This is a genomic window from Yinghuangia aomiensis (assembly GCF_039542225.1).
In the GTDB taxonomy this organism is placed as follows: Bacteria; Actinomycetota; Actinomycetes; order Streptomycetales; family Streptomycetaceae; genus Yinghuangia; species Yinghuangia aomiensis.
On record NZ_BAABHS010000013.1, the window covers coordinates 55,417 to 68,324 of the forward strand.

The 12,908-nt window shown below is 71.1% G+C and carries 11 protein-coding genes; 10 read left to right on the plus strand and 1 reads right to left on the minus strand.

What is annotated here, in order from left to right:
• Positions 1 to 6: 6 nt before the first annotated feature.
• From ABEA93_RS19135 to ABEA93_RS19180, 10 genes are all read left to right on the plus strand, one after another.
• Entirely contained in the window at positions 7 to 1,269 is a 1,263-nt protein-coding gene (locus tag ABEA93_RS19135; RefSeq protein WP_345676831.1) for an SCO6880 family protein, read from the plus strand.
• 163 nt (positions 1,270 to 1,432) lie between these two features.
• Positions 1,433 to 1,789, plus strand: coding sequence for a TrbC/VirB2 family protein (locus tag ABEA93_RS19140; protein ID WP_345676832.1), 357 nt, complete (start codon positions 1,433 to 1,435; stop codon positions 1,787 to 1,789).
• A gap of 122 nt (positions 1,790 to 1,911) precedes the next feature.
• Positions 1,912 to 2,673, plus strand: coding sequence for a DUF8175 domain-containg protein (locus ABEA93_RS19145; protein WP_345676833.1), 762 nt, complete (start codon positions 1,912 to 1,914; stop codon positions 2,671 to 2,673).
• Entirely contained in the window at positions 2,673 to 4,799 is a 2,127-nt protein-coding gene (locus tag ABEA93_RS19150) for a TrbL/VirB6 family protein (RefSeq protein WP_345676834.1), read from the plus strand. Before ABEA93_RS19145 ends, ABEA93_RS19150 begins: the two co-directional genes overlap by 1 nt.
• A gap of 9 nt (positions 4,800 to 4,808) precedes the next feature.
• On the plus strand, positions 4,809 to 6,293 hold the full coding sequence (locus ABEA93_RS19155; RefSeq protein ID WP_345676835.1) for an SCO6880 family protein: 1,485 nt from the start codon (positions 4,809 to 4,811) through the stop codon (positions 6,291 to 6,293).
• Positions 6,294 to 6,311: 18 nt separating this feature from the next.
• Positions 6,312 to 7,853, plus strand: coding sequence for an ATP/GTP-binding protein (locus ABEA93_RS19160; RefSeq protein ID WP_345676836.1), 1,542 nt, complete (start codon positions 6,312 to 6,314; stop codon positions 7,851 to 7,853).
• On the plus strand, positions 7,850 to 8,878 hold the full coding sequence (locus tag ABEA93_RS19165) for a hypothetical protein (protein ID WP_345676837.1): 1,029 nt from the start codon (positions 7,850 to 7,852) through the stop codon (positions 8,876 to 8,878). Before ABEA93_RS19160 ends, ABEA93_RS19165 begins: the two co-directional genes overlap by 4 nt.
• Before the next feature lie 55 nt (positions 8,879 to 8,933).
• Positions 8,934 to 9,314: a hypothetical protein gene (locus ABEA93_RS19170; protein ID WP_345676838.1), complete on the plus strand. Its 381-nt coding sequence runs from the start codon at positions 8,934 to 8,936 to the stop codon at positions 9,312 to 9,314.
• Between the two features lie 86 nt (positions 9,315 to 9,400).
• The gene (locus ABEA93_RS19175; protein ID WP_345676839.1) at positions 9,401 to 10,453 is read left to right on the plus strand and encodes a C40 family peptidase; all 1,053 of its coding nucleotides are present in this window, start codon (positions 9,401 to 9,403) and stop codon (positions 10,451 to 10,453) included.
• Positions 10,450 to 11,091: a hypothetical protein gene (locus tag ABEA93_RS19180; RefSeq protein WP_345676840.1), complete on the plus strand. Its 642-nt coding sequence runs from the start codon at positions 10,450 to 10,452 to the stop codon at positions 11,089 to 11,091. Before ABEA93_RS19175 ends, ABEA93_RS19180 begins: the two co-directional genes overlap by 4 nt.
• A gap of 50 nt (positions 11,092 to 11,141) precedes the next feature.
• On the opposite strand, the gene ABEA93_RS19185 is transcribed toward ABEA93_RS19180, so the two are convergent.
• The gene (locus ABEA93_RS19185) at positions 11,142 to 12,905 is read right to left on the minus strand and encodes a hypothetical protein (RefSeq protein ID WP_345676841.1); all 1,764 of its coding nucleotides are present in this window, start codon (positions 12,903 to 12,905) and stop codon (positions 11,142 to 11,144) included.
• Positions 12,906 to 12,908 lie beyond the last annotated feature (3 nt).

Sequence of the window (12,908 nt, forward strand, 5' to 3'; positions counted from 1 at the left end):
GCGGGCATGGCGGTGACCCAGAAGAAGCGCCCCGCCGCGGCCCACCTCCGGGTGAACGGCGTCGCGCCCGGCACCGCCGGGCCGCCCGGAGTGACGCTCGTCGGATCCTGCAAGCTCCCCGGCTTGGCGGGCACGTCCAAGCTGTACGAGTCCTACGACGCCTACCTGCGCCCGTTCGCACTGCTCGGCTTCGCGGCCTCGAACCAGTACACCGTCGTCCTCGAATCCGTCTCCGACGAGCACCGGGGCGTCGGCCCCGAGCAGTTCGACGCGTGGCTGGGGATGTGGGACCAGTCGATCGGCGCGCTCTCCGCCAAGGTCGAACTCGGCGCCGCGGCCGTCACGTTGGACGCCGTCGTGATCGACGGCGGGGAGGCCGTGGAGGCAATCCCGCGCTGGGCCGCGGAGACCGGCGCGTTCGACTGGCTGTTCGCCGGCCGGGAGCCCGAGGAAACCGGACGGATCCCGCTGCGCCTGCGCGCCCGGATCGCCCTGACGTTCTCCGCGCCCGGCGGCCGCGCACGCGGCCGCGGCAACGCCGAGGAAATGGCCACCGAGATCGGCCGGCGGCTGCCCGGACTTTCCGCGGGCCTCCAGCTCACCGAGAACGGCCCGGCGCGGCCGCTCAACGCCGAGGAACTCGCCGAAGCGGTCCGCGTCGCCTACGACCCGAGTATCGCCGGACTGCTCGCGCAGGCACGCCGCGAAGGCGGCTCCGGAATACGCTGGGAGCAGGCCGGCCCGGTGGACTCGTCGAGCGAATGGGACCATTACCGGCACGACGGCGCCTATTCCGTCACCTGGGCGATGTCCCGCGTTTCCGGAGGCGACTTCTTCCCGTCGGTCCTGTCCCGCTGGCTGATTCCCGACGAGGAAATCATCGAAAAGCGCGCCACGCTGCTTTACGGCCCGCCCGCGCCCGAACCGGCCCCCGAGCCGGACGACGACGGCGGCGCCGGCCGCGGACTGCGCCGCGTCCGGCGCCCGGCCACCGGCCCGAACCCGTGGCTGTCCGACGAACCGCGGATCACCCGCTACGGAATCCTGGCCACCGCGACCGTCGGCAGCCTCGAATCGCTGCCTGCGACCCGCTACGTCGTCGACGAACTCGGGCCTCGGGAAAGAGTTTTGCTGCGTCGCGTCTACGGTTCCCAGGCATCCGCTTTCGTGGCCGCGCTGCCACTCGGAGTAGTGGCGCCGGACCGTTTGACGCTGCCTCAGGTGAATCGGCCCGCCACCGCGAAGCGCCGTCGTCGCGGCGGTTCTTGAGACGGCGCGGCGGGTCCGCGCCGAGGGCGCTGCATTCCGCGTGATCCGGCTTGTCCGGAAACCCTGCACCAGGCAATAGTTTCGACAGAGTGGCCCGTCGGAATTCGGGCCCGGGGGCATCGTCGGGTCACCCGCCGATGAGTGAAGATATTCGGAGGATGTCATGGCCGCATCGATGCTGGATCTCGGCATCCGGATTTATCTCGCGCTGCCCATGGCGCCGACGCCGAAACCGTCCGGAGGCAAGGGCGGCGGCAGCGACACGACGACACCACTGGATCCGAGTGGCAACGTGTCCATCAACGGCAGCAACTTCATGAAGAAGCTGCAAGACATGCTCGGCTGGGTCCAGTTGGGAGCCTGGACGGTCGTCATGCTGGGCCTCATCGGCTGCGGCGGGATGATGGCGTGGTCCTGGATCAGCGGCAAGGGCTTCCAGGCGCTCGGCAGGGTCGGCTGGGTCATCGGCGGCGCGGTGATCATCGGCAGCGCGACGTCGATCATCGACGCTTTCAATTAGCCCCGGTCTCCGCGGAGTAGCGCATGGCTGTGTTCCGGCGGACGGCCCGTGACCGTCGCCCTCAGAACGAAAATCCGTTCCAGGCACGCGGGTTCGTAGCCGCCGTCGGATTCATCGTCGCCATGGTCCTGTTCGGTGTGATCGCCGTGGTCAACGGGGGAGTCCCCGGCGCGGACGACGGCGGCACCGCCGACGACGGTGTGTCGTCGGCCGCCGCCGATACCGGAGACGAGCAGGAGGCCGACTCCGCCGCGTTGCCCGCGGCGACTCCGACGTCGGCGTCACCGCTGCCGTCGGCCGCTCCCGCGGCACCGTGCCCGGCGCTCGACGCGAAGGACCGGGCGGTGCCGACGCTCGCACCGGACGGGGTGACGTGGTCCCTTTACCACGACTCGCTTCTGCCGATGTCCGCGACCGCGGGCCCGGCACGTGCCGACGGCGACGCCGTGCGCTGCTTCGCCCACACACCGGTGGGTGCCTTGCTCGCCGCCGCGCAGGTCACCACGCGCTATTCGTTCTCGGCCGACTGGCAGCTGGTGATGGACCGTTCGCTGGCCCCCGGGCCCGAGCGCGACGCGGCACGCACCGCACGATCCGCCGCCGAAGCCGCGGCCTCCGCTTCCCCGCGGGCCGACACCGGCACCGGCGGCACGGTCATGCAGCTGGCCGGCTTCAAGTTCGTCAGCTACACGGACGACACCGCCGTCATCCAGATGATGCGCGCCACCGACGGCGGACTGCACATGTCCAGTGCGCTCTACACGATCAAGTGGGTCGAGGGGGACTGGCGGTTGCAGCTCCAGTCCGGCGGCAAGCCTGCCGCCATGGTCCAGGAGGAGTCGAGTTTGAGCGGCTTCGTGCCGTGGCAGGCCGGTGGTTCCTGATGACCGGCCGATCCGTCCGGCACGGCCGGCTCGCCCGCGGTGTCCTCGTGGTGCTGGCGTTGGCCGTCGCGCTGCTGGCGCTCACCGGAACCGTGGGCGGACAGGCGCAGGCCGCGGGAGCGCGGGCTGTGCCGATGGCGCCGCAGGCGTTGATGCTGCCCGCTGACGATTGCCAAGACCAGACCGGAGCATTCGTCACCGAGGACGACAACCAGTGCTACGCGGACAAGTTCGACGAGTACGGCGACAACAAGGAGAACGGCTGCGACGGCTGGGGTGAGCCGACCGGCTTCTGCCAGAGCAAGGCCGCGGAGATGGGGAGCCCGAGCTGGATCAAGGACTTCCCGGGCTGGGTGAAGTACCAGGTCTTCGACATGGCGCGCAGCGTCTTCACCTGGTGGGCCACGCTCGGGGATCCGCAGCTTCGGAAGAGCGACGGCGGCGCCAACGGCACCGTCGGCTACATCACGCAGTACACCAACATCGTCGTGTACTTCTTCCTGATCCTGTCGGTCCTGATCGCGGTGATCCGGCTTGCCTTCGCACGCGACGGCAAGCCCGCGAAGGAGCTTTTCAAGTCCCTGGTGACGTTCACGCTCGTCTCGGGACTCCTGCTGCTCTTCGCGGACATGCTGATCAAGACGTCCCGGGCGTTCTTCGACTACACCATCCGCACCGGCATGGGCCGGCCCAGTGAAACCGCGAGCACCGCGCTGACCACCGGGATCTGGGAGATGCTCGCCGGGATCAACAGCGGCGACGACTTCCATCTCCTCGACGTCGTCGGCGGGATCATCATCATCTGCGTGTCGCTGGTGCTCTACGTGCACATGGTGATCCGGTACTTCCTCATCATCTACTACGTCGGCACCATGCCCCTCATGGCGGCCGCGGCCGCGGTCGGGGAGAGCGGCAAGCAGGCGCTCAAGGACCAGTGCATCCGGCTGATGGTGTGGATCTTCATCCTGGACCTGATGGGGCTGATGCTGGTCATCGGCTATCGCGAGATCCTCATCGGCACCAGCAACACGGCGCTGACCGGGGCCGCGGCGACGTGGCGCGGGCTTATCGTCCTGTGTCTCATCACCATGGTGCTGCCCGCGACGATGCGGGCGGCGGCGCCGTTCATGTCGCACGCCGCCGGGTCGACCCAGCAGACCGCGGGCGCCGCCCGGGCCGGTCTCGCGGTCGGCGCGCTGGCGATCGGCGGCGTCGCGTGGGGTGCGACGCGCGGCCTCGCGGCCTTGGGAGCGCGGGGCGCCGCAGGTGCGGCGGCGGGTGCCGCGGGCGGTGGAGGCGGCGCCGGCGGCGCGGTCGCTGCGGCGGCCGGCGGCGGCGGTGGAGGCGGAGGCGGTGGGGGAGCGGCCTTGGTACGCGGAGCCGGCGGTGGCGCCCCGGGAGGTCCCGGTGCGGGACGGGCCCGGGCCGGTCAACCCCCCGGCCCGGCCAACCCCGGAGTCCGTGCGCGGGCCGGGCAACCGCCCGGTCCCGCCAACCCGGGAGTCCGGGCGCGTGCCGGAGCGGGCGGCGGTCCCGGCAACCAGGCCGGCGGCGGGGGAGTACTCGCGCACCCGGCCGGTGCGGTCGGCGACGCGGGTACCCCCGCGGATCTCGCGGCCAAGAACCTGGGGCAGAGCGACCCGCGCGTCGGCCTGCCGGACCCGCTGCCCCGCGGTGAGGTCGGCACCGACCCGTTGCCGCCCGGCTCCAGCGATGCCGCGGTCCTCGTCGATGCGGGCGAGAAGCGGATCCAGTGGCTGCACGCGCAAGGAGACACGAACATGAGCAGCGCCGACTACGACGCCGTCGAATCGGGGCACAACGCCGCGCAGCAACGTGCGGCCGACGTGGTCTCCAGCGCTTCCGGCGCGGGCCAGGCGCAGCTTGCGCAGGTCGGCCAATACGTCCAGGAGCGCAGCATGGGCCGCATCGAGAACCCGATCACGCCTGCGGAGGCGGAGCGCGCGTCGCGCAACGGAACGCTGCCGTCGCTGCTGAACGCCCGTATGGGGCTGAGTGGTTCGGGCAGCACGAGCGGTTCCGGCGGCACCGGGGGCGGCGGCGGGATGCCGCCGGGTCCCGGCGGTGCGGGCAGCGCGCGCCCTCCGGCCCCTCCGACGGCGTAGGAGACGCACATGTCCGAATCCGACGTTCGTACATACGGGAACTGGCGTAAGCCGACGTCGCCGGGCTTCGGCAAGCTGGGCATGGGCGGATCGCTCGTGGTGCTCGGCGGCTTGGTCGGCATCGTCGTCAGCATGATGGTGTCGCTCACGTTCGCGCTGATGGTGGCGATCGTGGTGGCGATTGTGGTGGCGCCGCTGCTGATCCGTGATCCGCACGGCCGCAACGGCTTTCAGTGGGTGGGCTCCCGCACGGCGTGGTTCCGCGGCCTGACGCTGGGTCAGCACCTGTACCGGTCCGGCCCGATCGGGCAGGTGCCGGGTCGCACGTGCCGGCTTCCCGGCATCCTGGCAGGGTTGACCGTGCGCGACTTCACCGACGCGTACGGCGCCCCCTTCGCGCTCATCAGCAACCCCACCACGGCCCAGCACTCCGTGGTGCTGTCCTGCTCCGCCGACGGGGCGTCCCTGGTGGACCCGGTCCAGGTGGACACCTGGGTCGCGTACTGGGGGCAGTGGCTGGCGGGTCTCGCCTACGAGCCCGGCCTGGTGTCGGCGTCGGTGAGCATCGAGTCCGCACCGGACACCGGCGAGCGGCTCCGCAGGGAAGTCCTCGGGAACATCGACCCGTCCGCGCCCGACCTCGCCCGTGCCGTCCTCAACCAGGTCATGTACGACTACCCCCTGGGCTCCGCCGAGATCACCTCCCGCGTGGTGCTCACCTACGCCGAGCGGGAGTACGGCGCGCGCGGCGGAGTCGCCGACATGGCGGCCGAGATCGGCACCCGCCTCCCCGGCCTCGCCGGCGGACTCGGCATGACCGGCGCCGGTCCCGCGGAGCCCATGACCGCCGGGGAACTCGCCGAGATGGTCCGGGTGGCCTTCGACCCCGAGGTCGGTGTCCTCGTCGACCAGGCGCACGACGGCGCGGACTTCGCGCTGCGTTGGGACGAAGCCGGTCCGATTGCCGCGCAGGAGGGCTGGGACCACTACCGGCACGACGGTGCGTTCTCGATCACGTGGTCGATGACCGATGCCCCGCGCGGTGAGGTGTTCTCCACGGTGCTGTCGCGGATGGTCGCGCCGCACCCCGACATCGTCCGCAAGCGTGTGACGCTGCTGTATCGCCCGCACAGCCCCTCCGACTCCGCACGCCTGGTCGAACGCGACCGCAAGGACGCGCTGTTCCGGGCCCAGCAGGCCCGTATCGCCCAGGCCCGCGACTCGGTGGACCTGCGTGCGGCGGACCAGTCCGCACGTGAGGAGGCGACCGGTGCCGGTCTCGTCCGCTTCGGGCTGCTGCTGACGGCGACGGTGCTGGACGAGGCGGCGGTGCCGCTGGCGGGGGCCGCCGTGGACAACCTCGCCGCGACCGCGCGGGTCCGGCTGCGGCGGATGTACGGGTCCCAGTCCGCGGCGTTCGCCGCGGCACTGCCGTTGGGCGTGAACCTCGGCGACCACCTGCGGGTGCCGCAGAGCGTCCGCAACTCGATGTAGCAGGAGAGAGGAAGCACGATGTTCGGGAAGAGGCCCGCGGCTCACGAAGCCGCCGAAGGCGCACCGTCGGTCGCCGACCGCACGGTCGGCGCGCCGGGAGCGCCGTCCCGGCCCAGGCGCGGCCGGACGACGGCCGACCGTCCCGGCCCCCGCGGCCTGACGGGGTGGGCGCGGGGCCGTGCCTCGCACATCGAGACGCCCACGGAGTGGCGCGGAACGACCGTGCAGGTGTGCGGTCTGTGGCCGTTCGGGGCGGGTTCGGGCACGCCGGTCATCGGTGTGCCGCTGGGCCGGTCGATGACCAGCGGCGCCGCTTTGTGCTGCGACCCCATCAGCTGGTTCCAGCGCGCCAACCTCATCCTCAACCCGAGCGAGTTCGTCCTCGGCAAACCCGGCCTCGGCAAGTCGACCGTGGTCCGCCGCCAAGCCCTCGGCCTGGCCGGATACGGCGTGAACCCGCTCGTGTTCGGCGACCTCAAACCCGACTACGTCGACCTGGTGCGCGCACTCGGCGGCCAGGTCATCACCCTCGGCCGCGGCCGCGGCTTCCTCAACGTCCTCGACCCCGGCGAAGTCACCGAAGCCGCCAAACGACTCACCGGCGACGCCCGCCGCGCACTGATCGCCGACGCCCACGGCCGACGCATCAACGCCGTCGGATCACTCCTGACCATCGTCCGCGGCGCACCGATCACCGACCGCGAGGAAACCGTCCTCAACGTCGCCCTGAAGGTGCTCGACGAACGCCACCCCGGTGTCCCGGTGATGGCCGACCTCCTCGCGGTGATCCGCGACGCGCCGGACCCGGTGCGGGCCGCGGTCCTGGACCGCGGCGACCTCGCCAAGTACCGCGACACCGTGGAGGATTTGGAAGCCTCCCTCGTCGGCCTCCTCGGCGAAGGCCGCCTCGGCGACATGTTCGCCCGCCCCACCTCCGAACCCATGCACCGCGACCGGCCCGTCTGCTTCGACGTCTCCAGCATCGACGACTCCGAGATGAACCTCCAGGCCGCCGCCCTCCTGGCCTGCTGGAGCTACGGATTCGGCGCCGTCTCCGTCGCGCAGGCCCTCGCGGATGCCGGACTCGAACCGCAGCGCCACTACTTCGTCATCCTCGACGAACTGTGGCGCGTCCTGCGCGCCGGACGCGGCCTCGTCGACCGCGTCGACGCCCTCACCCGCCTCAACCGCCAACGCGGCGTCGGCATGGCCATGATCACCCACACCATGTCCGACCTCATGGCCCTCGCCCATGAGGAAGACCGCATGAAGGCCAAAGGCTTCGTCGAACGTGCCGGCATGGTCATCTGCGGCGGACTCCCCGCCGCCGAGATGCCGGAACTCACCCAGGTCGTCAACATGACCGGCGCCGAACAACGCATGATCACCGACTGGTCCACCCCGCCCGCCTGGGACACCGGCAGCGGACGCAAATCACCACCCCCCGGACTCGGCAAGTTCATGGTCAAAGTCGGCGGCCGCCCCGGCATCCCCGTCCGCGTCGAACTCACCGAAGCCGAACGCGACATCAACGACACCAACCGGAGGTGGGCCCGATGACCCGGCTCCGGCGGCGTGCCGAGGGCGGCGAGGCCGGCGTACGGCGCGGCGGACGCATCACCCGGGCCGTCATGGCCGTGCTGGCCGTCTGTTTCCTGGGCTTCGTTGCCCAAGTGGGCACCGCACCGTCGGCGGCGGCGGCCGACGATCAGGAGTACATGAAGGGGCCGGAACGCAAGGCGTGCATGTACATCCCCGAGGACGTCTGGGGATTCTGGTTCACCTACTACTGCGCCGACAAGGACGAGAAGGGCGTCACCAAGAACCTCCACGGGAAGTCGACCTGGTCGAGCCACCGCGAGGGCTATGTGAACGAAGGCCTGAAGAATTGTGACGGCCTCGAAGACGGCGGTATCGGCACGTTCTTCACCGACGCGAACCACGACGTCTTCGGCGGCCTGTTCGTGGAGGAGAACGGCACGATCGGCGACTGCATGAAGAAGCGCATGTACAAGTTCCTGCAGGACCACCAGAAGAGCAACAACCTGGGGCAGTCGATCAAGGCGGACGTCAAAGAGAACCCCTGCAACTCGATCTACGACTCCGACCAGCGTTCGGACAAGAACCTCAACGTGTGCCGGAGCCCGGTCGGCCAGAATCCGTGCCTGCTGATCGGCACCGGCCAGTTCAAGGGCCCGCAGGCCAAGGCCATGCAGAAGTCGTGCCTGTCGGACCACAAGGACTTCAAACAGCAGGTGCCCGGCTCCACCTTGGCCGGCGACGGGGGATGCCAGTTCCTCAGCGGCGACGCCAAGAAGGACTGCGACGTCATGGTCAAGGAGAACGCCAAGGGGGCGCCGACCTCGGACAAGGTGCGCGCCGAGCTGAGCGACTTCCTGGGCTGGGCGCTGCTCGCCGCCTCGTGCGCCCTGTGGGTCGGGGTGGTCGGCGTCGGCGTCGGAATGGCGTGGTCCTGGTACACGGGTGAACCGGGGCTGCTGCAGTTCAACCGTCTGGGATGGGTGGTCTTCGCGGCCGTGCTGGCCGGTTCGGCGACGTCGATCGCCGGGTGGTTCGTGTTGTGACGTCGGCCTTGCCCCGAAGTTGACGTGAGCAAGGCCGCGGAAGGACGGAAGAGGAATGTCCGAAGAGATCCACAACGGGTTGCTGGGTGACGTCATCGGGGCGGCCCACGGTGTCTCGGCCGGGCTGCGGAAGTCTGTCCTCGCGGGTGTCGTCAAGCATCTCAAGACGGCAGCGCAAGGCGTCGGCACCGTTCGGCAGCTGTCCAAGCAAGTCAGGACCGCTCCGGCCGCGACGGGTCCCGCGGCTCCGGCCGCCAATACGCCGCAGCTGAGCAAGTCGTCGACCAGGACCGCCCAGCAGGAACAGCAGACGACGCCCGCCGCGGCGTCGCAGCCGCCCCCGGCACCCCGTCATACGCCGGTCGTGGGGCAGCCGCTGAGCCCGCGGCAGGAGAACAGGCGGCAGAAGTGGCTGGACGCGGGGAAGGGGGCGTGACCGCCGCCGCACGTGTGCCGCGGCGCACCCGGCGAATACGCGGGAGAGCACGCATCGCCGTGGCATGCCTGACGATGGCCATGAGCATGACGGTTGTCTCGGGCTGTTCGGCGTGGCAGGCACGCGACCTCGCCTCGCTCGGCCTCGACTTGGCGCTCGACTACCTGGGCTTGAACGACAAGGCGAAGAAGCAGCTGACGAACCCCGACGTGCTTGCGGCGATCAGCAACGCCGCCCGGCGTTTCCCCTGTGAGGGCATCGTCAGCGAACCCCTGCTCGCGGGCATCGTCTGGATCGAGTCCGGCGGCAACGTGAACACGAAGGACAGCCCGGTAGGCGCCAAGGGCGTGGCCCAGTTCATGCCCGACACGTGGAACGGTGTCGGACAGCAGCCGGCGAAAGTCGACGGCGACGGCGACGGCGACATGGATATCAAAGACCCGTTCGACGCCATCGCCGCGACCGCCAAGTACCTGTGCACGCTGCGGGACGAGGTGAAGAGGGCCAACATCCCCGGCGACTTGCTGCGGAACACGGTCGGCGCCTACAACACCGGGGTCCCCAACGTGAAGAAGGCCGGAGGCGTCGACAACATCTCCGGCGTGAAGAAGTACGTCGACAACGTGCTGGCGAAGCGGGACGACTGGGCGCTCGACGTGTCGGGACCCGAAGTCGACGCCCGCGCGTCGTCGTTCGGACTGGAGATCGTGCGCCAAGCCCGCACCCAGCTCGGCAAGCCGTATGTCTGGGCCGCCGGAAACACCCGCGGTCCCACGAACGGCGGATTCGACTGCTCGGGTCTGGTGATCTTCGCGGTCTACCAGGCACGGGTGACGTTCAAGATCAAGCCGAACAACGGCCTGCCGCACAACACCGGTGCCCAGCTCGACGCCGTCAAGCCGCCGCAGGCGCACATCGTCCCGAGCCTGGACGCCATGGTGCCCGGCGACGCCATCTACATGCACATCCCAGGGACCAAGCCAGGATCGCAGTACTGGCACCACGTCGCCATCTTCACCGGCAAGGTCGGGAAGGACTACGGCATCGTCGAGGCGCCCCGGCCCGGGCGGCCCGTGCGCGACCAGACGCTCCTCAGCCAGTACGGGAAAGAGCAGTTCAAGATCGTGAGGTACTCGTGAACAAGGCGGGGAAGACCGGTCGCGCGGTCGCGATCGCCGTCGGCTTGACCGTCCTCGCGGGCGCCTGCAGCGGCGGCTCGTCGGACGGTGACGCCGCCCCGGCCGCCGCGAGTTCACAGCCTGCCGGGACTGCGGTGCCGTCGACCGCGGCGCAATCCCCGGCCGACTCGGCCGTCCCGACCCGCAAGCCGGGTCCCCCGGCCGGCGGGAACCCGGCCGCCGCCCAGGTCGACGGCAAGAACGCCGACGCGGTGTCCGAGGCCGCCGCCTTGACGATGTGCCTCGTCGACACCGACACCGACATCTCCGACTACGACGCGATGCTGCGCACCGCACCGCTGCTGGACCGCGACTACCTCGCCAAGCTCCGCGCGGAGCAACCGCGTCCGGTGCAGGGCGGGGACTGGGCGGAGATGGCCGGGCACCACGCCTACACGACGGCCACCGCCCACGTGAGCCCGGAGTTGGGGCAGCCGCCGGACAACGCCCTCGAGGCCTACCGCGGCTGGATCGTCGACGTCACCACGCAGGGCCGGGACGGCTGGCGCGGCGAGCCGCAGACCGTGGTGGTCTTCGTGTTCCTGCGCCGGGACGCCGCGGACCAGCCGTGGCGGATCGTGGAACTGCGCCAGGGCTGAGGCGCGGGGGTGCTGCGCGGCCGGGCGGACGGGAGTTCAGGGCAGGCGGCTCAGGGCCGGGCCGGCGGTTCTCCGGGTCCGGCGGGCGGCCGCCAGGAGGGCGCGGGAGACGCATCGGGCGAGTCGTCCGATGCGTCGGACGTGTGGCCCCCGTCGTCCGTGCCGACATCCAGCAGGCCCGGCGGCGGCGTGAACACGATCCCGTCCGCGAACGTCGGCGGCACCGGAGCGGCTTCCACCGCGGCGGGCTCCTTCGGTTCGTCATGCCTGTCCCGGGTGTCCGGGTCGTCCGCACCGGGCTCGCCGCTCCCTGCCGGGATGGCGCTCATCGACCAGTCCGAGTCCATCGCGTTGTGGTCCGGCTCCGCGGAGGGCCCGGGCACCTGCTCGAACGCGGCGACCGGCGGCGGAATCGACGGGGCCGGGGGAGTCATCGGAGCCGGGGGAGCCGGAAAAGCAGGCGGCGCGGCCGGAGCCGCGAAGGACCCCGAGAACGGCTCTCCGGACGGCACCGCGGCGCCCGAGGCAGACGCGGCCCCCGCCCGCCGCCTCCGCATGTGCATCCCGAACGCCCCGACCGACACCAGCGCCGCGGCCGCGGCCGCCGCGGTCAACGCGGTGGTGCCGCTGCCCCCGTCGTCCTCGGCGTCGGCCGCCCCGGCCATCGCCGGGTCGCCGCCGGGTTGCGCGTCGGACTTCCCGCCGGTGCCGCCCCCGGTGCTGTCGGCCGCACTGCCGCCGTCCTTGCCGGCCGTCGTGGGGGACTCCTTGCCGGTGCCGGGGCGGACGGAGCTGCCGGTGAACGCGGCCGACGGGTCGTGGTCGGTGCCCGCGCCTTCCACCGTGACCGTCATCTCGTACGGCACGACCTGCCCGTGCCCCGCGTCGTTCTCGCCGAGCACCCCGGGGACGATGTAGTACGTGCCGGGAATCGTGTACTCGGACTCGTAGTCCTTGAGGTCGGTGTCGACCTTCCACGGGCCGCACGTCAGCTGGGTGTTCCCGCTGCCCTGCTCGACGAAGACCTCGCTGCGGTCGCCGGCTTTGGCCGGGCAGCGGGTGGCGGAGCGCAGCGGGTTGTAGATGTCCACGGTCCACCGCGCGAGCCGGCCCGCGGACAGGCTGGCCGGGTGCTGCATGACGGTGCGGACCGTCAGGGTCTGGCCGTCCTTCAGCTGCACCCGCCAGAACGGGAACTCGCCGAGGGCCAGGTCGCCCTTGACGACGCCGTCCGCGGGGACTTCCCGGGCGCCCGCGAACGAGAAGCCGTCCGTGGTCGTGCTCGGCTGCGGCGAGTCGGTGAACCGGAGGGCGATCTCGATCGGGATGCTCTTGGCCTGCGAGCCCATCGGCGACAGCGTGTTCGTGATGTGGATGCAGCCCGAGCGCTGGCCGTCGGCCTTCTGGTTGGACCGGCCGCCGACGCTCACCCGGCCGCCGTGCACCGTCCCGAGGTCGGACAGCCACGCGTTCGGGTCGTCGCCTTCGGCCCAGCCCACGCCGATCTTCATGTTCGAGGTGCCGTACATCAGGTCCGGCGGCGCGGCCGTCGCGGACACGTCCAGCACCTGGTCGGGGCGCTTCTCGACGCGGTACCAGAGGTCCTTGCCCTGGAGGAGCCCGTCGAGGTAGCGGCCCGGCGCGAGCACCGGGGCGTTGTCGCAGCCCGTCGTGGAGCCTTGGACAGGGGCGCCGGAGGCCGCGTACGGCTGGACCGCGCGGTGCTGGGGCGCCGCCCCGGCGGGCGCGGTCCCCGCCCACGCGAGCAGCACACACCCCGCCACCACCGGCCCGACCGCCACCCGAGAACGCATGAT

Excerpts from the sequence above, each read along its gene's own strand:
- ABEA93_RS19150 (WP_345676834.1), top strand. The coding sequence starts at position 2,673 with ATGACCGGCCGATCCGTCCGGCACGGCCGGCTCGCCCGCGGTGTCCTC.
- ABEA93_RS19145 (WP_345676833.1), top strand. The coding sequence starts at position 1,912 with ATGGTCCTGTTCGGTGTGATCGCCGTGGTCAACGGGGGAGTCCCCGGC.
- ABEA93_RS19165 (WP_345676837.1), top strand. The coding sequence starts at position 7,850 with ATGACCCGGCTCCGGCGGCGTGCCGAGGGCGGCGAGGCCGGCGTACGG.
- ABEA93_RS19135 (WP_345676831.1), top strand. The coding sequence starts at position 7 with ATGGCGGTGACCCAGAAGAAGCGCCCCGCCGCGGCCCACCTCCGGGTG.
- ABEA93_RS19170 (WP_345676838.1), top strand. The coding sequence starts at position 8,934 with ATGTCCGAAGAGATCCACAACGGGTTGCTGGGTGACGTCATCGGGGCG.
- ABEA93_RS19160 (WP_345676836.1), top strand. The coding sequence starts at position 6,312 with ATGTTCGGGAAGAGGCCCGCGGCTCACGAAGCCGCCGAAGGCGCACCG.
- ABEA93_RS19140 (WP_345676832.1), top strand. The coding sequence starts at position 1,433 with ATGGCCGCATCGATGCTGGATCTCGGCATCCGGATTTATCTCGCGCTG.
- ABEA93_RS19175 (WP_345676839.1), top strand. The coding sequence starts at position 9,401 with ATGACGGTTGTCTCGGGCTGTTCGGCGTGGCAGGCACGCGACCTCGCC.
- ABEA93_RS19185 (WP_345676841.1), bottom strand. The coding sequence starts at position 12,905 with ATGCGTTCTCGGGTGGCGGTCGGGCCGGTGGTGGCGGGGTGTGTGCTG.
- ABEA93_RS19155 (WP_345676835.1), top strand. The coding sequence starts at position 4,809 with ATGTCCGAATCCGACGTTCGTACATACGGGAACTGGCGTAAGCCGACG.